The sequence below is a fragment of the Streptomyces sp. NPDC044921 genome, from assembly GCF_056432865.1.
Map to the genome: position 1 here is coordinate 213,217 of NZ_JBWKIF010000004.1, position 19,093 is coordinate 232,309.

14 protein-coding genes and 3 pseudogenes are annotated in these 19,093 nt (G+C 72.9%); 6 read left to right on the forward strand and 11 right to left on the reverse strand.

The features are described 5' to 3' along the window. Window positions 1–433 precede the first annotated feature (433 nt). Window positions 434–1,201, forward strand: coding sequence for a thioesterase II family protein (locus AC07DA_RS08245; protein WP_479125713.1), 768 nt, complete (start codon window positions 434–436; stop codon window positions 1,199–1,201). 515 nt (window positions 1,202–1,716) lie between these two features. After that, window positions 1,717–1,979: pseudogene (locus AC07DA_RS08250) on the forward strand (potassium/proton antiporter); the annotation flags it as partial. Window positions 1,980–2,218: 239 nt separating this feature from the next. Here the strand turns inward: AC07DA_RS08250 and AC07DA_RS08255 are convergent. Both AC07DA_RS08255 and AC07DA_RS08260 read right to left on the reverse strand, forming a co-directional pair. Beyond that, window positions 2,219–2,486, reverse strand: a pseudogene (locus AC07DA_RS08255) (cysteine hydrolase family protein); the annotation flags it as partial. 56 nt (window positions 2,487–2,542) lie between these two features. Then, window positions 2,543–3,121 (reverse strand): annotated as a pseudogene (locus tag AC07DA_RS08260) (3-deoxy-7-phosphoheptulonate synthase); the annotation flags it as partial. 41 nt (window positions 3,122–3,162) lie between these two features. Here AC07DA_RS08260 and AC07DA_RS08265 point away from each other — a divergent pair. Then, window positions 3,163–3,798 (forward strand): hypothetical protein, encoded by a 636-nt coding sequence (locus AC07DA_RS08265; RefSeq protein WP_479125715.1) that lies wholly within the window; start codon window positions 3,163–3,165, stop codon window positions 3,796–3,798. A gap of 200 nt (window positions 3,799–3,998) precedes the next feature. Next, entirely contained in the window at window positions 3,999–4,670 is a 672-nt protein-coding gene (locus AC07DA_RS08270; protein WP_479125717.1) for a lytic polysaccharide monooxygenase auxiliary activity family 9 protein, read from the forward strand. A gap of 176 nt (window positions 4,671–4,846) precedes the next feature. On the opposite strand, the gene AC07DA_RS08275 is transcribed toward AC07DA_RS08270, so the two are convergent. The 4 genes from AC07DA_RS08275 to AC07DA_RS08290 form a co-directional block, all read right to left on the reverse strand. After that, entirely contained in the window at window positions 4,847–5,200 is a 354-nt protein-coding gene (locus AC07DA_RS08275; protein WP_479125719.1) for a chorismate mutase, read from the reverse strand. 167 nt (window positions 5,201–5,367) lie between these two features. Then, complete coding sequence (locus AC07DA_RS08280) at window positions 5,368–6,768, reverse strand: salicylate synthase (protein ID WP_479125720.1); 1,401 nt, start codon at window positions 6,766–6,768, stop codon at window positions 5,368–5,370. Next, window positions 6,765–7,631 carry a thioesterase II family protein gene (locus AC07DA_RS08285; RefSeq protein WP_479125722.1) on the reverse strand — a complete coding sequence of 289 codons (867 nt, stop codon included), beginning with the start codon at window positions 7,629–7,631 and terminating at the stop codon, window positions 6,765–6,767. The genes AC07DA_RS08280 and AC07DA_RS08285 overlap by 4 nt, the downstream gene beginning before the upstream one ends. Next, entirely contained in the window at window positions 7,624–11,202 is a 3,579-nt protein-coding gene (locus tag AC07DA_RS08290) for a non-ribosomal peptide synthetase (RefSeq protein ID WP_479125724.1), read from the reverse strand. Before AC07DA_RS08290 ends, AC07DA_RS08285 begins: the two co-directional genes overlap by 8 nt. A 296-nt stretch (window positions 11,203–11,498) precedes the next feature. Between AC07DA_RS08290 and AC07DA_RS08295 the strand changes: the two genes are divergently transcribed. Together AC07DA_RS08295 and AC07DA_RS08300 are read left to right on the forward strand one after the other, a co-directional pair. Next, window positions 11,499–13,145 (forward strand): (2,3-dihydroxybenzoyl)adenylate synthase, encoded by a 1,647-nt coding sequence (locus AC07DA_RS08295; protein ID WP_479125726.1) that lies wholly within the window; start codon window positions 11,499–11,501, stop codon window positions 13,143–13,145. A 62-nt stretch (window positions 13,146–13,207) separates the two neighbouring features. After that, the gene (locus AC07DA_RS08300) at window positions 13,208–13,411 is read left to right on the forward strand and encodes an MbtH family protein (RefSeq protein WP_479125728.1); all 204 of its coding nucleotides are present in this window, start codon (window positions 13,208–13,210) and stop codon (window positions 13,409–13,411) included. Window positions 13,412–13,465: 54 nt separating this feature from the next. Here the strand turns inward: AC07DA_RS08300 and AC07DA_RS08305 are convergent, their stop codons facing one another. The 5 genes from AC07DA_RS08305 to AC07DA_RS08325 form a co-directional block, all read right to left on the reverse strand. Continuing rightward, window positions 13,466–14,524 (reverse strand): ABC transporter substrate-binding protein, encoded by a 1,059-nt coding sequence (locus AC07DA_RS08305; RefSeq protein WP_479125730.1) that lies wholly within the window; start codon window positions 14,522–14,524, stop codon window positions 13,466–13,468. A gap of 97 nt (window positions 14,525–14,621) precedes the next feature. Further along, window positions 14,622–15,458 (reverse strand): ABC transporter ATP-binding protein, encoded by an 837-nt coding sequence (locus tag AC07DA_RS08310; RefSeq protein ID WP_479125732.1) that lies wholly within the window; start codon window positions 15,456–15,458, stop codon window positions 14,622–14,624. 2 nt (window positions 15,459–15,460) lie between these two features. Beyond that, window positions 15,461–16,546 (reverse strand): FecCD family ABC transporter permease, encoded by a 1,086-nt coding sequence (locus tag AC07DA_RS08315; RefSeq protein ID WP_479125734.1) that lies wholly within the window; start codon window positions 16,544–16,546, stop codon window positions 15,461–15,463. A 3-nt stretch (window positions 16,547–16,549) separates the two neighbouring features. After that, on the reverse strand, window positions 16,550–17,536 hold the full coding sequence (locus tag AC07DA_RS08320) for a FecCD family ABC transporter permease (protein ID WP_479125735.1): 987 nt from the start codon (window positions 17,534–17,536) through the stop codon (window positions 16,550–16,552). Between the two features lie 115 nt (window positions 17,537–17,651). Then, the gene (locus tag AC07DA_RS08325; protein ID WP_479125737.1) at window positions 17,652–19,052 is read right to left on the reverse strand and encodes an MFS transporter; all 1,401 of its coding nucleotides are present in this window, start codon (window positions 19,050–19,052) and stop codon (window positions 17,652–17,654) included. Window positions 19,053–19,093: the final 41 nt, after the last annotated feature.

A 19,093-nucleotide genomic window follows, 5' to 3' on the forward strand; every position in this document is an offset into this window, starting at 1 on the left:
CTGGGCACACCTGGCCGGATCGCGGCAGGGCGTACCTCGAAAACCCTCGGGCCCGGCCGTACGGCCGGGCACTTTTCGCAGTGTGCGGGACGAGGGCCACGGAGAGGTCCTGCCCGGAGGCAGGGTCGACCGTTGTGCTGGCGGCGCGTTACGCGACCGCCTCCCCCACCGTCCTGGGCCGGGTCGAACGGCCGGACGGCTTTGCTATCCCACACTGGTATTGCACAAGATCTGTTCGGATACATCCGATGGAGCGCCGAGCCACCGTCCCCCGCGGCTCGGCGCTCAGTAGATACTCTCGCCCGGATGGCGTCAAGTACCTTCCAGATAGGCGTTTTTCGAGGTCCAGCCGCTGCAACCAGCTGTTTTGCGCTCAATAGTTGGCTGGCTCGACGCACCGTTTTTCGGACAACGACCACCACGGGAGCGGCACGTGACAGAGAAGCTCGAAAACAGTCCCTGGATCCGCCGGTTCCACAAGAGCACGCCGGGCGCACCACGTCTGGTGTGCTTCCCGTTCGCGGGCGGCTCAGCTTCGTACTTCTACGAACTGTCCCAGAACTTGAGGGATGTTGCCGCGGTTCTGGCCGTGCAGTATCCCGGGCGGCACGACCGCATCGGGGAAGCGTGTCTGGAGAGCGTGCCCCAACTCGCCGCGGGCGTGGCGGAGGCGCTGGCCGGATCCGCCGATGACCGGCCGGTAGTGTTTTTCGGCCACAGTATGGGGGCGCTGGTGGCCTTCGAGACGGCGATCGCCCTGAGCGGCAGCGACGCGGCCCCGCGGGCGCTGCTCGTCTCCGCCAGCCGGGGCCCGTCCGTGCCCTCCCGCCGCGACGAGAACTCCTGGACGGACGAGGCGATCACGGCGGATCTGAGGGAGCTGAACGGCACCAGCGAGCAGCTGCTGGCGAACGAGGCGCTCATGCAGGTCGTGCTGCCGGTCGTGCGCGCCGACTACCGGGCCGTGGCGCGATACCGCGGTGCGCCGGACGTCCGGGTGAACTGCCCGATCACCGTCCTGACCGGGGACAGCGACCCCGTGGTCGACGAGTCCGAGGCCCGTGTCTGGGAGCGACACACGACGGGCGGCTTCCGTCTGCGGCAGTTCCCGGGGGGTCACTTCTTCCTGGACAACAACGGGGACGGACTGCGCGAGGAACTGGAGCTTCTGACGGCCACGGCAGCGGCCTTCGGCCACTGACCCGCAGCGCGCGGCGCGGACGACGGGACCGGCCCCGCGAGGAGCGAGCCGGGGCAGGGTAAGGGGGGAAGACCGAGCCCACCGCATCCAGCGGCCCTTCGGCATGACGGCCGCCCTTGCGCGGCCTGATCCTCGTCGGCGGGTCCGCTGACACGGTCCGCCGTCCAAGTGAGACGCATGGGCGGTCGGCGCGGAGGCCAGGCCCAAGACGTGTGCTCATGAAGGGGTCGGAGCGGTCCCGAGGCGCCAGGCGCTCTCGTACTGCAAGCCCTCGGGCACCGCACGCTGTCGGAGGGAACCGGCAGGCCAGCGCGTGCTCGTGGACCGACCTTGCTGTGCATGCCCTGTCGGTAGGCGCTGTCGCACCGGCCTACTGAGGAGGCGGGGCAATGCCGAACGGCTGCGGCGCACGGATCCCCGGCCCAGCCATGCGTTCTCCGACAACCGCTCCGCCCGTCCGAGTCGCGGGGAACGGCACCGGCCGGCCCGGTTCCCGCTGGACCCCGCTGCTGCGGCTGCTGGCCCTGGTCGTCGACATGGTCATCGGCGAGGACGTCACCGGTCCGGAGTTCGACCACGCGCAGCTGGCACAGGCGCTGGGTACCGCGGCGCTGGCCGTCATTCAGGTCGAGGGCGGCCGGACCAGGCGGTGAGCGATATCAGACGCCTGCTGGCCCCCGCCGGGGTACTGGCCACGGCCGGCGTGGGCATCTCGGTGGCGGTCACCGCGGCCGGCGCGCACTGGTTGCTGGGCATGGACCGGCACCTGGCCCTGCTGCGGCACCAATGCTGATCGTGATCGGCAGGAGTCCGCCCAGTGCGGCCGAGTTCCAGTTGAATACTTCGAGGTGGCGACGAGCCGGACCCGGCTCTGCGCCGCAAGCGCCATCAGGTCGTAGCGCCGCACACGGGACTCGATCGCGGCGCGGAAGCCGTCACGTTCGTCCGGCCAGTGGCGCGAAGTCTTGTGGACCACGATGCGAGCCGGGGTCTGCTTCATGACCGCCTCGTACCGGTCAGGCCGCGCTGTTCCTCGGTCATGCCGCCGGGCCGGGCGGTGAAGGCGACCGGGACGTCCAGTTCGGCGCAGCGCCGGCGCAGGCGTGCCGTGTTGGCGACCAGCGTGTCGCGGCAGCCGCCGTCGGGATGGCCCGCAGGAAGTAGCGCTGCATGTCGTGGACGAGCAGCACGGCTCGGGCGGGATCGACCGTCCACTGCACGCTGTTCGCGGGCAGTTGGTCCCGGGTCGGCATGGGGTAGGGGTGATCTGGGGTATCCCTGGCATCGTCGTCCTCGGCTGGTGGGTCGGGCGCGGTGCGCGGCTTACGCGGTCCAGGAGGCGGCGACGGACACGGACTGCACGGGGTTGAGCCGCGGGTCGCACAGGGTCGTGTACTTCTCCGCGACCTGGTCCTGGCAGCCACTGCCGGCGACGCACTCGGTGACGGCGTCGGGGGTGACCGGGTTGGCGACCGCGGCGAGGAGGGCGACATGGGCGCCGTCCGGTTGCCGGGTCCGCTCGCCCACCCAGGGCCAGTGGGTGGAGGCGAGGTGGAGCCGTCCCTCGTGGTCGCGGCGCAACAGCGGCTCCTCGTAGTCGAGTACCAGCGCCTCGTGGCTGGTCCAGACGCGGGGGGCGCTGTGCCAGGGGTGGTCCCTGCCGTTCCAGCCGAGGTGCTCGATCACCTCGGCGGCGGACCGGTAGCACTCGAGCATGCGGCGCGGGTCGGGTCTGCGCAGCTCGGGGTCGGGTTCCGGGCTGTTGACCATGTGGCTCCGGTAGACCGGGAGTTCACGGCCGCCGGCGGTCTCGGTGGGGTGCGAGCGGGGTTTGGCGTACTGGCCGGCGATGCGGCCGACGCGCAGGACGGGCCGGTGGGTGTTCCTCTGCATGGTGCCGGCGAGCACGTCGATCAGTCCGGGCGGCGTGTCTGAACCGCTTCGAGGGACTGCACATCCTCATGTTCTCCTCTCCCGACATGGACGCCGCCGCCTCACGCCTGTCCGATGCCGGCGTGCGCCACGGCGGGGTGAACACCGTCCGGCGCGCCACTGCGTCCGACGCCCCCGAGGACACGGCCACGGTCCGCTACCTGGAGATCAGCGGCGACGGTCCCGACGCCCGGCCGGGCTCGGTCACCGAGGGCCGGGTCGGTGTCGTCGCCGATCTGGACCCAAACCTCCGGGACGCCCGTCTCCTCGACCACCCCAACGGTGCCGTCGATCTCGTTGCGGCCGTCCTCTGCGTCGCCGACCGGGACGTGGCCGCGGTCCAGCGGCGCTACGAGACCTACCTCGGACGGACGGCGCGGCCGGATGGACCGGCCAGGGTCTTCGAACTGAACAAGGCCACCCTGACGGTCGTCCCGGCCTCCGGCCTCGCCACGGTCCTGCCGGGTGAACGGCCCACCGCGCTCCCGGCGTTCGCCGGGTGCACCGTCGCCGTGCGCGACCTCTCCCGCACCCGGGAACTGCTGCGCCGCAACGGACTCCCCCTGCGCGAAACCCCGCTCAGGGACATCTTCGTACCGGCCAACGCCGCTCTTGGCGCCGCTGTCGGTTTCCGCCAAGGCCTCCTGCACGCCGCAGGTCGCTAAAGGGTCGTTTCATCCCGATAGGCCGTCCCGGAATGAGCGTTTGACCCCGGATGCCGGGTCGCGCCAGTCGCGCCAGGAGAGGGCGGCATTGCCGCCCGTCCCTGTAATCAGCTCCGTCTGTTTCATTGACATTTCACTCGGAGTACTTACCGTTGGGAGCGCTCCCATCACAGCCTCGCAACTGGAAGGAGTCCCCCCACATGTCCCAACAGCGTTCGTTAGCCGGGCGTTTGCCGCTCCTCCGCCGGCCTCTCCAGGCGTTCGTCATGCTGTTCGCCGTGGTTGTCGGTGCACTCACCTGGTCGGCCCCCGCCCAGGCTCACGGCACCGTCGTCGGCCCCGCCACCCGCGCGTACCAGTGCTGGAAGACGTGGGGCAGCAACCACACGAACCCGGCCATGCAGACCCAGGACCCCATGTGCTGGCAGGCATGGCAGACCAACCCCGACACCATGTGGAACTGGATGAGCGCGCTGCGCGACGGCCTCGGTGGCCAGTTCCAGGCGAAGACCCCCGACGGGACGCTCTGCAGCAACAACCTCTCCAGGAACGCCAGCCTGAACAAGCCCGGGCCGTGGAAGACCACCACCGTCGGCAACAACTTCTCGATCCAGCTCTACGACCAGGCGTCCCACGGCGCCGACTACTTCAGGGTCTACGTCAGCAAGCAGGGCTTCGACCCGAAGACGCAGACACTGGGCTGGGGCAACCTGGACTTCATCACGCAGACCGGCCGCTTCGCCCCGGCGCAGAACATCACGTTCCCCGTCCAGACCTCCGGCTACACCGGACACCACATCGTGTTCGTGATCTGGCAGGCCTCGCACCTCGACCAGGCCTACATGTGGTGCAGCGACGTGAACTTCGGCTGAGCCGCGAAGCACGCACACGGCACCGGCCTCTGCCGGACGCCGGTAACCCGCCGTCCGGCCGACCGGGCCCCGTCGGGGCAGGGGGCCCCATAGGGTCACCCTGCCCCGACGGGGCTTCCTGCGTCCCTCACTTGGCCCTCCCGGAAGGCATGCGTGGTCTCCCGCCCGCAGAGGGATCACTGGCACGAGGAACCGGAGCCCAGGGTGCTCGGGTGCTGCTCCGCCGTGACGCGCCGTGCGATCACGGACGCCGGGCGCGCCGCCGGCGACTCGGCGGGGCGCATCCGCCGCTCCAGCGCGAGCAGCAGCATCGCCAGCGAGGTCCCCTCGCGACCGAGCACCTCGCGATAGCGGCGCAGTACCGCGTTCTCGCGGGCGAGTTCGGTCACGGGGCCGCCTGCCGCCCGTCGCAGCACCGCCAGCTCCCGGCACAGGGCGGTACGCCGGCGGACGAGGTCGATGATCTCCTCGTCCAACTCGGAGACGGTCCGGTGACCGTCCTGCGCGAGCGCCTCCGTGTCCCTGGGCATGCCGACCGCCTTCCGTGGGAGCGCCGGGTGGTACGAACCTGTCCGCGCGTTCGGCGAGACGAGCCGCGGTATGGCCGGGTCGCGGCCTCGCCTGGCCGGCCACCGGGTCATCGTAGTAGCCGTTACGTACCCTTGCTTGGCCCTGAAAGGCCGTTCCGGCGGGGAGTTCAGCGGGCCAGTGCTGCGGACTGCTCGTCCAGGGCGGACGCCAGGGGACTTCCCGCGGCCTCCTCGGCTGCCGGGACCAGGAAGCGTGAGACGCTGCGCAGCTTCTCGCGCGTCTCCTCCAGTTCGCGCTCCGGGGACGAGTGCGCCACGATGCCCGCGCCGGCCCTCATCCAGGTCCGCCCCGCGTGGCGGTAGACGCTGCGCAGCACCAGCGCGGCGTCTACCGTGCCGTCCGCGTCGACCGTGAGCACCGCGCCACTGTAGAGCCCGCGGGGCTCGCGCTCGGCACGGCGGATGAGTTCGCACCCTTCGGCCTTGGGTATGCCGGAGGCCGTCACCGCGGGGAACAGGGCGCCGACCGCCTCCCAGGCGGTCCTGCCCGGCGCGAGGGAACCGGACAGGCGGGAGGCCAGGTGCTGCACGCTGCCCCGCTCCTTGACCGACATGAAGTCGTCGACGGCGACGGACTCCTGGGTGCAGACCTGTTGCAGTTCCTCGGCCACCAGGCGTACGGAGACCGCGTGCTCGAAGACCTCCTTCTCGTCGCGGTAGAGCTCGGCGCGGCGGCCGCGGTCCGCGTCGGGGTCTCCCTCCAGGGCGCGGGTGCCCGCCAGGGGCTGGGCGACGACACGGCCGTCGTCGCCGGTGACCCGGGCGACGATCTCGGGACTGAAACCGGCCGTCTCCCAGTCGCCGAGGCGTACCAGGAACGAGCGGGCGGGGTCGTTGCCGCGGCGGCCCTCGAGGTAGGTGGCGGGCATGTCGATGGGTGAGGTGACCGGCACGACGCGGGAGAGGATCACCTTGGTGAGGTGGCCGGCGCGGATCTCCTCCACCGCCGCCGCCACGGAGGCCCGGTAGGCGTCGGCGTCGTGCTGCTCGACGTCGGCGGTCACCCGCCGGGCGCTGCCGACCGCTCCGCCCAGGGCGGCCGCCGAGCGCACCCGCTGCTCCAGCGCGTCGAGGTCCCCGGGGTCCAGCACCCGCAGCAGGGCGCCGCCATCCTCGATCCTGACCTCCCGCCGGGGTATCGCGAGGTGGGCCAGCGGGGTGTCACCGGGCGCGGCGGGCAGGCCGTGCAGGGGGTAGCTCAGCTCGAACGCGGCCCAGCCGTAGGCCCGCCAGCCCTCGACGCGTACGGCGGCCAGGGCCTGGTCGAGCGCGTGGAGCACACCGCGGCCGGCGGAGAACTCGACCGGGGCGGCGTCGCCGAGGCGCAGGGTGGTCCCCCCGGAACGGACGACGACCGTCCCGTACTCGCCTTCCGCCCAGCCGACGGCGCCCCGGTTCTCGTAGAGGACGTAGGCGTCGGCCGAGCTCTCCGACAGTGCCGCCGCGGTGCTCAGCGCGTCTCCGCTGAGCGGTATGCGGCGCTCGTGGTAGGCAGGGACGAAGGTCACGGCTTCTCTCTCTTTCCCGGAGGCGGCTCGTCCGGCGCGGCGCACGTTCGCATCGTGGGGGCCAGTGGGGTGGGGCGGGCGGCGGGCCCGCTCGTCTCGTGGAGCGACCGCAGCACGTGGTCGATGACGGCGGTCCGCTCGGGAACCAGGTAGAAGTGCCCACCGGGCAGGACCCGCACCTCCCGCAGCCGGGTGGCGACCTCGCCCCAGCGCGGCGCGTCCCACGCGGGCACGGACTCGTCCCGGTCGCCGAGCAGGACGCGCAGCGGGGTGGTGACGGGCGGGTGGAGCTCGGGGGCGTACCGGCCGATGACCTGGAAGTCGGTCCGGCAGGGCGGCAGGATCAGCTCGCGGGCCTCCGGATCGTCGAGCAGTTCGTCCGGCGTGCCGCCGAGGCGGCGCAGATACGCCACGATCCGGTCGTCGTCGTAGTCCGCCACGGGCGACGGGCGCTCCCGCAGACGGCGGGGGCTCGGCCGGCCGGAGACGACGAGGGCGGTGGGGCGGGGCCCGCCGGACGCCTCCAGACGGCGGGTCACCTCGAAGGCGACCGAGGCGCCCATGCTGTGGCCGAACAGCACGGTCGGCCGGTCCAGTTCGGGAGCGAGCGCCGCCGCGGCGGCGTCCGCGAGCGAGTCCATGCCGGTCAGGGCGCGTTCCGCCGCGCGGCGTTCACGACCGGGGAGCACCACGGACAGCACCTCGACGTCGTCGGGCACGGCGTGGGCCCAGTCGCGGTAGAAGGCGGGGGCGCCTCCGGCCGGACCGAAGCACACGATCCGTGCCGTGGCGTTCGGCCGGGGCGCATAGCGCCGGAACCAGGCGTCGGCGCCCTGCGCCCGGCCGGTGAGCGGCTCACCCATCGGCGCGCTCCGGCTGCTGCCGCGGCCGCTCCGTCGGCTGTGCGTCATCGCCCAGCCGGGCGTCGATCTCCTCGTCCGTCAGGGAGTCGATCTCCAGGTAGACCTCGGCGACGAGTTCGAGCCGGCCTTCGGCGTCGCGGGCCGCGAGGGTCCGGGCGAGCTCCGCGACGGTGAGGGACGACAGGACGTCGTGGACGGACACGTCGTCGGTGTCCAGGGCCTCGCGCAACCGGGCGGTGATCCGGGTGGCGAGGATGGAGTCGCCACCGAGCTGGAAGTAGTCGTCCCGGCGTCCGACACGGTCAGTGCCGAGGACATCGGCCCAGATGCGGGCGGCGACTTCTTCCAGCGCCGAGCGCGCCGCCTCGTGCTCGCCCTCCTTCGCCCGGGCCGCGAGCAGTTCGCGCAGGGCGCGGCGGTCGGTCTTGCCGTTGGCGGTCAGCGGCATCTCGTCCAGGACGGCGATGGTGTCCGGCAGCATGGGGGCGGGCAGCCGCTCGGCGGCCCTGGCCCTCAGCTCGTCCTCGCCGGGGCCGGCGCTCGCGGGGCCGGTGGCGACGACGGCGCACAGGCGCGGCGCCGGCCCGGTGCGCAGGACCAGGGCGGTGGCCTGGCGGACGGCGGGGTGCTGCGCCAGCGCGGCCTCTATCTCGCCGAGTTCGATGCGGAAGCCCCGGATCTTCACCTGGTCGTCGGCGCGGCCGAGGAACTCCAGCGTCCCGTCGGGCCAGTAGCGGGCGCGGTCACCGGTGCGGTACCAGCGGTGGCCGTCGGTCTCGACGAAGCGGTCGGCGGTCCGCTCGGCGTCGCCCCGGTAGCCGTCGGCCACCCCGGCGCCGCCGATCCACAGTTCGCCCGCCACCCAGTCGGGGCAGTCGCGGCCCTGGGTGTCGACCACGCGGCAGCGGACGTTGCGCAGCGGGGTCCCGTAGGGGACGCTCGTCCACCGCGCGGGCACCTCGCCGCCCACGACCTCCTGGACCGTGGAGTGGATGGCGGTCTCGGTGGTGCCGCCGAGGCCGAGGAAGCGGCAGCCCGGGACCTGGGCGTGCAGCCGTGCGGGGAGGTCCACGCCGACCCAGTCGCCGCCGAGCAGGACCGCGCGCAGGCTGCTGCCCAGCGGTTCGCGCTCGGCCGCGGTGAGCAGCATGTCGAGCAGGCCGGGCACGCAGTTGAGGACGGTGACGGCGTGCTGCCGGACCAGTCCGGTCCACGCGGCGGCGTCCTTGCGGGTCTCCTCGTCGACCGTGACGACGGCTCCGCCGGCCGACAGGGGGGCGAAGACGTCGAAGACGGACAGGTCGAAGTCGAGGGCCGACAGGGCGAGGGTGCGGTCGGCGGGGCCGAGGCCGAGGCGTTCGACGAGGTCGCCGATGGTGTTGGCGGCGGCGCGGTGGGAGACCTCGACCCCCTTGGGTTCGCCGGTGGAACCCGACGTGAAGAGCACGTAGGCCACGGAACGGGGATCGGCGAACTCGGGCTCGGCCAGGGGCGCCGGCCGGGCGGCGGCCTCGTGCAGGGGGAGCACGGCGGTGCCGTCGCCACCGTGCGCGGCGCCGAGGACGACGGTGACACCGGCGCGGGCGCGGATGGACTCGGCGCGGGCGGCGGGCTGTTCGAGGCCGATCGGCACGTAGTGCGCGCCCGCGGCGTGGACGCCGAGGACGGCGACGATCTGGTCGGGCCCCTTGGGCAGGCGGATCGCCACCGCGTCGCCGGGCCGGACGCCGCGGTCGCGCAGGGCACCGGCGACGCGCAGGGCCCGATCGGCGAGCTGACCGTAGGTCAGCACCGTCGCGTCGGCGGCGAGAACGGCCGGGGCGTCCGGGGCGGTGGCGGCGTGGGCGAAGAAGGCGTGGTGGAGCGGGTGTTCGGGCAGCGGGCCGTCGGTGCGGTTGGTCTCGGCCCGGACGGCGAGCTGGGCCCCGGTGACGAGCGGCCCCACGGGAACGTCCCAGGCCGCACCGTCGGCCACCTTGCCCATCAGGTCGGTGAAGGCGGCGAACATGGCCTCGGCGGCGCCGTCGGGGAAGGCGTCCGCGCGGACGTCCCAGTTGACGAGGAGGCCGTCGTGCAGCTCGGTGACCTGGGCGTCGAGGAGGACCTGCGGGCCCTGGGAGACGATCCACACCGGCTGGCCGAGACAGCGCTCGACGTCCTGCCCGAACAGCTCGCCGAGGTCGAGCGCGCTGGTGAAGACCACGGGGGCCAGGACCTGGGAGCCCTGCTCGCGGGAGAGGTCGCGCAGTACCTCGACGCCCGAGTACGAGGAGTGGGCGGCGGCGCGGTGCATCCGCTCCTGGGCGTCCCTGGCCCGGTCGGCGAAGGTGCGGGTCTCGCTCAGGTCGACGTCCAGCATGATCGAGCTGGTGAAGTCGCCGACGAGGCGGTCCACGTCGGGGTGGAGCGGACGGCGGTCGAACATCGGGACGTTGAGGAGGAACCTGGGTTCCCCGCTCCACGCGCCGAGGACCTCGGCGAAGGCGGTGGCCGCGGCGACCGCCGGGGTGACGGCGTGACGCCGCGCCTGGTCCATGAGCCGGGCGCGCTGTCCGGGGCTGAGCCAGTGGTGCAGGCGGGTCACCCGGTGCGCGTCGCCGCGCTCGGCCTCGGGGCGGGCCGGCAGGGCGGGAGCGCCGGGAAGTTCCCCGAGACGCTCGCGCCACCAGCGCACGTCCTGCTCGCGCGGCGGCTGGGCGCGGCGCTCGGCCAGGTACTGCGCGTACGTGAAGTCCAGGGGCGGCAGCGGCTGTTCGGGGTGCTCGTAGAGGTGGACGAGATCGGCCAGCAGGGTGCGGTAGCTGCGGGCGTCCGCGGCGAGCATGTCGACGTCCACGTGAACGCGGGTGCGGCCTTCGGGCAGCAGGGTGACGCGGATGTCGAAGACCTGCCCGGCCTCGACGTCGAGCAGTTGGTGCGACAGTTGCTCACGCAGGCGGGCCGTCCGTTCCTCGGCCTCCTGCGGGGAGGCGTCGCGCAGGTCGAGTACGGGGAGGGCCGTGCCGCGGGTCCACGCTCCGATGACCTGGCGGCCGTCGTCGAGGATGCGGGCGCGGAGCATGGGGTGCCGTTCCGCCAGGGCCGCGACGGCAGCCCCGAGGCGGGCGGGGTCGACGCCGGAGCCGTCGAACTCGGTGTAGAGGTGGGCGGCCACGGCTCCGAGGGCCTGCGAACCGCCGCGGCCGACCCAGTAGGCGTGCTGCATCAGCGCCAGCGGGAACGGCGCACCGCCCGGCGACGCCGGGGACGCGCAGGCCGGTGCCGCGGAGGCGGCGAGCGGGGTGGCTGCGACCGGGGTGGCGGTCGGCGGTGTGGCGTCGGGTGCCGCCGCGGGCAGCGCGGCGCCGCTCCCCGCCTCGGCGAGCAGGCCGCCCCAGCCGGCCAGGGTGGGACGCCGTGCCAGGTCGGCGAACCCGACGTCGAGTCCCGTCCGCCGGCAGCGGTCCGCGATCCTCATCAGCTTGAGCGAGTCCAGGCCGAGTTCGATGAGGTTGTCCTGGTCACCAGGGGGTGGGGCGCCGGGGCCGAGCAACTCGGTGACCACACGCCGGAGGTCGTCGATCGACAGCATGAAGCGGCTTCTTCCTAGGACGTCGTGTCGTGATGAGAGTCGCGTTCGGGGAGGCTGTGGGGACTCGGAACGTTCGGCTGCGGGAACGGGTGAACCGCCCTCAAATGGGCCAGAACAAGCCGGGAACTGACACCAACGGCACCCTTCGCGGCAGTAGGTGTGCAACGACGGGACTTAGGTTAACCTAACCACACCTGTTTGTGGATGCCGGGAACGACCCCGGCCTCCACGCCCATGACGAGCGGAAACCAGCGAGGAGCGCCAGTCGCCCTCCGGCCACGAGAGGCGATCCGAACGTGACCCCTATCGCCACCGAGCCTCCCGCGCCCCTGCCCTCGGGACTGACTCCCTGGCCCGCGGAGACAGCGGCCCGCTACGTCGCGGCCGGCCACTGGGACGGCCGGACCCTCGGAGCCCTGCTGCGCGACTGGGCGGCCCGGTACGGCGACCGCCTCGCGATCGTGGCGGGCAAGGAGCGGCTGACCTACCGTCAGCTGGACGAGCGGGCCGACCGGATGGCGGCCGGTCTGGCGGACCTGGGCATAGCCGCCGGCGACCGGGTCCTGGTGCAGCTGCCCAACACCGGGGCGTTCCCCGCCCTGTTCTTCGCGCTGGCCCGCCTCGGCGCGATACCGGCCCTCACCCTGCCCGCCCACCGCATCACGGAGATCGGCCATCTGGCCCGGCTGTCCGGGGCCGTGGCGTACGTCATCGCCGACGAGTACGCCGCGTTCGACTACCGGGAACTGGCCGCCGCCGTGCGGGCCGAGGCGCCGGGCCTGCGGCACGTCCTCGTCGACGGGGATCCCGGACCGTTCACCGCGCTCGCCGGGGTCGATGCCGAGCCGCGCGCCTTCCCCGACCCCGACCCGGCGGACATCGCCCTGCTGCTGGTGTCCGGCGGAACCACCGGCGTCCCCAAACTGATCCCCCGCACCCACAACGACTACGGATACAACGCCCGCGCCAGCGCCGAGGCGTGCGAGCTGGCCGGCGACACCGTCTACCTCGCCTGTCTGCCCATCGCGCACAACTTCCCGCTGGCCTGCCCCGGCATGCTGGGCACCCTGTCGGTGGGCGGCCGTGTGGTGCTGTCCCCCTCCCCCGCGCCCGGCGACGCCTTCCCGCTGATCGAGGCGGAACGCGTCACGCACACCGCTCTGGTGCCGCCGCTGATCCCGCTGTGGATCGACGCGGCGGAGTGGGACCCCACGGACCTCTCCAGCCTGCGCGTCCTTCAGGCCGGCGGATCGAAGCTCTCGGCCGATCTGGCCCGCGCCCTTCCCGACGCGCTCGGCTGCTCGGTGCAGCAGGTGTTCGGCATGGCCGAGGGCCTGCTCAACTACACCCGCTCCGACGACGATCCCGAGACGGTGGCCCTCACCCAGGGCCGGCCGCTCAGCCCCGACGACGAGCTGCGCATCGTGGACGCCGACGGCCGCCCGGTCGCGCCCGGCGAGGCCGGCGAGCTGCTGGTGCGCGGCCCCTACACGCTGCGCGGCTACTACCGCGCACCCGAGGTCAACGCCACCGCCTTCACTCCCGACGGCTTCTACTGCTCCGGCGACCTGGTCCGACAGCTCCCGTCCGGCCACCTGATCGTGGAGGGGCGGGTCAAGGACACCATCGACCGCAACGGCGAGACCGTCTCCGCCGAGGAGGTCGAAAGCCATGTCGCGGCCCATCCCCGGGTACGGCGCTGCGCCGCCGTCGGCGTGCCGGACCCCGCCGGGGAGGGCGAGCGGATCTGCGCGGTGATCGTCCCGGACGGCCCTTCCGCGCCGGCGGTCCAGGAGCTGCGGGCCTTCCTGCTGGAGCGCGGGGTCGCCGCGTTCAAGCTGCCCGACCGCGTGGAGACGGTCGCGGACCTGCCGCTGACCGCGATCGGGAAGATCGACAAGAAGGTCCTCCGCCGCACGGTCGCGGGGCGCGACGGGGCCTGACCTCCCGCGGCACCGCGCACCGGCCTCCTCCCCCGTACCGCCCACCCACGAAAGGCGTCACCATGACCAACCCCTTCGACGACGAGAACGGCTCCTTCCTGGTGCTGGTCAACGACGAGGGCCAGCACTCGCTGTGGCCGTCCTTCCAGACGGTCCCGGACGGCTGGCGCTCGGTCCTCGGCCCGGTGAGCCGCTCCGAGGCCGTGGCCCATGTCGAGGCCAACTGGACCGATCTGCGGCCCAAGAGCCTGATCGACGCCCAGTAGACCGGGAACGCGGGGGCCCCTGCCGCGCGTGCGGCAGGGGCCCCCGCGTCGCGGTCACACGACGTCGGTACGGGCCTCGCCCACGGCGGCGGCGAGGTCGTTCAGCACCTTGGTGAAGCGCTGGTAGGTGAACGGCGTCTCCGTCTGCCAGTCCGTCACCTGGCCGGCCTTGACGGCCGGGTTGCCCTTCCACGTCGGATAGGCGCCCAGCTGACGGTGTGTCAGGCCGCCCTCGGGGCGGGAGTCCTCCAGGATCAGGTCGGCCTTGTAGCGGCCGGCCTCCTCCCAGCTGAGCGCCTCGAATCCGGCGTCCGGCTTCTTCGGCTCGACGATGTCGAGGCCCAGCTGCTGGAAGTACTTCACATCGCCGTGGAAGGACGGGTCGGCGACGAAGAAGTTCTCCTTCGTGCCCGAGACCACCGCGACCGACAGGCCCTTCTTCGCCTCGGCGGCCTTGGTGACCGCGGCCGCCGCCTTCTCGAACCCGGCCTTGGCCGTCTTGATCTCGTCGCTCTCCGGGTCAGCGCCCAGCGCCGCGGCCAGCTCTCCGAAGCGCTTGACGGCGTCCGGCACGGCCACGCCCATGAGCTGGACGACCGCGATCGGGGCGACCTCCTCGACCTTCTTGACGACGTCCTCGGGGATGTACCAGATCATCGGTCCGTAGGCGACGGTGACGATCAGGTCCGGCTTGAGGGAGATCAGCCTCTCCATCTGGAACTCACCGAACGCCGTGCCCACCGAGGTGGTCTTCGACAGGTCGACGTTGCCGACCTGCGGACTGGGCTTGCCGTCCGGGGTCTTCTGCGGGCCGAAGATGCCGACCGGCTCGATGCCGAAGTCCCACAGCGCGGCGGCCGGGTGGGACTGCGCGACGATCCGCTCCGGCCGCTTCGGCAGCTTGATCTTCTTGCCGCGGTCGTCGGTGAAGGTCCACGGGCCGGAAGCCGCCTTGCCGGAACCGTCCTTGCCGGAGTCCCCGCCCTGGTCCGAATCACCGCAGGCGGCCAGCAGCCCGGTGGCGGCGAGCGCCCCGCCCAGGGCGAGGAAACGGCGGCGGTCCAGCCGGGCCGCCTGACCGGACTCGATGGCGGGAGTTCTGAAAACGGGCATGACTGTCCTTCCGAGCGGTGCTTGCCGCGGTCGTGCAGGTGAGTGGTGCGGTGGTGTGCGGGGGGGGGTCGGAGGGTGCGGTTCGTGGCGCGCGGTTTCAGCGGGCGGTGACGGCCGGCTCGTGCCCGGTCCGGCCGCCGTGGTGGCGGCCGAACGGGATGATGTGCGGGCCGCCTCCCGCCGGGTCCTCGATGACCGTGCAGCTCAGGCCGAAGACGTCGGCGATGAGCTCCCGGCTGATGACCTCGGCCGGGGCTCCCTCGGCGACGACCCGTCCGTCCTTCATGGCGATGACGTGGTCGGCGTACCGGCAGGCGTGGTTGAGGTCGTGGAGCACCAGGACGACGGTCCGTCCCTGCTCACGGTTGAGGTCGACGACCAGGTCGAGGATGTCGATCTGGTGCGCGAGGTCGAGGTGGTTGGTGGGTTCGTCGAGCAGCAGCACCGGTGTGCCCTGCGCCAGCGCCATGGCGATCCAGGCGCGCTGGCGCTGCCCGCCGGAGAGTTCGTCCACGCTGCGCTCGGCCTGCTCCAGCAGACCGGTCGCCTCGAGGGCACCGTGCACGGCCCGTTCGTCCTCGGGCGACCACTGGCGCCACCACGACTGGTGCGGGCTGCGTCCCCGTCTGACGAGGTCGAGGACGGTGATGCCGTCCGGCGCGACCGGCGACTGCGGCAGCATGCCGAGGCGGCGGGCGAGTTCCTTGCCCCGCATGGTGTGGATGAGCCGCCCGTCCAGGTAGACGGCGCCCTCCTTCGGCGTGAGCAGCCGTGAAAGCCCGCGCAGCAGCGTCGACTTGCCACAGGCGTTCGCCCCGACCACCGCGGTCACCCGCCCGGCCGGGATGGTCACGTCGAGGGCGTTCACCACGCTGCGGCCGTCGTACGCCAGGGTCAGTCCCTCGGCGGTGAGCCCCTCCGGTCGCTTCTCCAAAGTCACCCTCCTGAACCGGTGCGGTTGGACCTGCCGAGCAGCCAGAGCAGGCAGGGGGCGCCGAGCACACCGGTCACGACGCCGACGGGAAGTTCGGTGCCCGGCAGAAGCTGACGCCCCGTCACGTCGCCCGCCAGTACCACGAAGGATCCGACCAGCGCGGACGGCAGCAGCGCGGGGCCGGGCGTGCCGACGAGGCGCAGCGCGATCTGCGGGGCGATCAGGGCGACGAAGGCGATCGGTCCGGCGGCGGCCGTGGCGAACGACACCAGGCCGGCGCCGACGGCGAGCAGCGCGATCCGCGCGGTCTGCACCGGCAGCCCCAGGGCCTTCGCCACCTCGTCGCCGAACTGCAGCGCGCCCAGCCACGGCGCGAGCAGCACCACGCACGGCAGCAGCACGGCCAGGGCGACGGCGAGCGGGCCGACGTGCTCCCAGTCGCGCGCGTTGAGGCTCCCGGTGAGCCACATCAGGGCCTGCTGGGCCTGGTAGACGCCGGCTTTGAGGAGCAGGTAGCTGGTCGCGCTGGTGCACATTGCGGCGATGCCGATGCCGACGAGCACGATGCGGTAGCCGGTGGTGCCGGACTTCCAGGCGAGGAGGTAGATGAGGGCCGACGCGCCGAGGCCCCCGACGAGCGCCAGGGTCTGGAGGCCGGGCCCGGAGCCGAGGCCCATCAGCAGTCCGGCGGTGGCGGCGGTACCGGCTCCGGCGGAGACGCCGATGACGTCCGGGCTGGCCAGCGGATTGCGGGTCAGGGTCTGGAAGACGGCGCCCGCGACGCCGAACCCCGCCCCGCAGAGCAGTCCCACCAGCGCGCGAGGCAGGCGCAGGTTCTGCACGACCAGGTCGGTCGTGGAATCGCCGCGGCCCGTGAGGCTGCGCACCACGTCGGACAGCGGCAGGTCGAGTTCGCCGAAGGCGACCTCGACGACGAAGGCGACGGCCACCGCGGCGGCCAGGACCAGGCTCACGAGGATGCCGCGCGGCCGGACGATCCAGGAGGCGCGGGTCCGGGGCAGCCGGATCACCATCCCGCCCGCGTTGCGGACGGCGGCGGCGGCGCGCGTGGTGTCGGTGGCGGTCATGGCTCACAGCTCCCGGAGCCGGCGCCGGCGGACCATCGCGATGAAGAACGGCGCCCCGATCACCGTGACGACGATGCCGACGTGGAGTTCGTCGGGCCGGGCGATCAGGCGTCCGGCGATGTCGGCGGCGAGCAGCAGGCTGGGGCCGAGCAGCGCGGAGTACAGCATGATCCAGCGGTGGTCGGGGCCCGTGATGACGCGGGCGAGCTGCGGAATCACCAGGCCGACGAAGGCGATCGGCCCGCACAGGGCCACCGCGCCCCCGGCCAGGAGCGTGGCGGCGGCGGCGCCGCGCAGCCGTACCAGACCGACGTTGCGTCCGAGGGCCGTGGCCACGCCCTCGCCGAGGGCGAGGCTGTTGAGGGCCGGGGCGGTCGTGGCGGCGAGCAGCGCTCCGGCGGCGATGAACGGCACCACGTCCACGAGTACGCCGGCCGGCTGTCCGGTCAGCGACCCCACGACCCAGAAGCGGAAGTCGCCGAGCGCCGCGGCGTCGAACAGGAGCACGGCGTTGACGAGGGACTGGAGCAGTGCCGTGACGGCGGCGCCGGCGAGGGCGAGTTTGGCGGGGGTGGCTCCGCCCTTTCCGGCGCTGCCGAGGGCGTAGACGAGCGCGATCGCGGCCACGGCTCCGGCGAAGGCGAACCACACATAGCCCTGGGCGGCGTCGATGCCGAGCAGGCCGGTGGTCACCACCACGCCGAGGGCGGCTCCGGCACTGACGCCGAGCAGGCCCGGGTCGGCGAGCGGGTTGCGCGTCAGGCCCTGCATGAGCGCTCCCGCCATGCCGAGCGCGGCACCGACGACCAGGCCGAACTCGGTGCGGGGCACCCGCATCTGATGGATGATCCCGGACTCCTCGGAGCCGTCCGGGCTCCACAGGAGTTCCACGACCCGTTCCGGCGCGATCGACTTGGTGCCGAGGGCTATGGAGCACAGGCAGAGCAGCCCCAGCACGAGCAGACACGCGGGGACGGCGACGAGGTGCACGGAGGTCCGTCGCGGAACCGTCCCGGGCGGCCGAACGGGCGACGCCGCGGACCGGCTCTGCGAAATCGGAAGCACGAGAAAAGGATAGCCATACCTAAGTAATAGCCATCAAGGCTCAGGGGGCCGCCGTTGTGCCACTGTTACTGCCAAGCCCGGCGTCACCTGCCCGAACGCCCTGCGCGCCACCGCTCCCCGGCCCGGTGGACTCGTCTGTTTCCCGCCACAGTTGGCGGTAGAACAGCGCGACGAGGCACAGCGTGGCGACGCACAGGGCGCCGCCCGCGGTGACGGCGGTGGACGGGCCGACGGCTGACGCGGCGAGTCCCGCGAGGACACCGCCCAGCGCCGGCGCGGTCATGGCCTGCGCCAGCCAGAGGCTGCTCACCCGGCCCTGGAGGGGGTCCGGGGTGTGCCGCATCAGCAGCGTGCGGCGCATGATCTCCGAGAACGTGTCGGCCAGCCCGCCGAGGGCGAGGAAGAACAGCCCCAGTCCGAGGACCGGGCTCAGGCCGAAGCCCGCACAGGCCAGGCCCCACGCCGCGACGGTCGCGCAGAGCACCCGCCACTGGCGGGGCGTACGTCCCGTCCAGCCCGAGGCGAGCGAGGCCACGGCCGCGCCGATCATCGGTGCGGTGGTGAGCAGGCCGACCAGTTCGGGCCCGCCGCCGAACCGTTCTTCCGCGAACTGGGGGTAGAGAGCGGTCGGTGTGGCGAAGAGCGCGGCGCACAGGTCCACGACGAGCACGGCGGCGACGACACGGCTGCCCCGGATGAAGGCCAGCCCTTCCCGCAGGGACTCCAGCACCCCGGCCTGCCGCGCCTCGCCGGCAGCCGGCGGTGCGGACCCCTTCGCCGCGGCGGGCGGTACGCCGGAGGGCGCCGTCTCGCCGGGTGCGTCCGCACCCGTCGGCGGCATCGGAGCGAGGCGCGTCAGCAGCAGGGTGGTGATCGCCGTGCCGGCCGCCGCGAGGCCGAAGGTGGTGGCCAGGCCGGGACCGGCGATGAGCACACCGCCGAGCATGGGACCGGCGATCGATCCGAGGGTGGTGGTGACCGTGACGAGCGCGCCCGTGGCGGGAATGTGCTCCTCGCTCACGAACGTGGGCACCACTGCGGTGAGCGCGGTCTCCGCGATCCCCTCGGTGAATCCGAACAGGGCACCGGAGACGTAGACGACCCACAGCGCCGGGCGGTCGGCCGCCGCGTTGGCCGCCAGGGCGGCGAAGGTGACGACGGCCCAGCCGCTGCCGACGAGGATGAGCCCTTTGCGGTCCCTGCGGTCGGCGAGGACTCCGCCGGTCAGGAAGCCGAGCAGCAGGCCCGCGCCGAGCACCAGACTGACGGCACCCACCTGGACCGACGATCCGGTTACCTCGTAGACCTGGACGACCACGCCGACGGAGGTGAGCCCGATGCACAGGAGGGCGAGCACGCGGGTGGCGAGAACCAGCCCGAGCGGGCCTCCGGCCCGCAACGGGGAGAGGTCCAGGGCGAGTTCCCTGACGCGCAACGGCAAGTCCTCCACCTCCGGGTTCCCCGCCCGAGGCGGCCACCCCG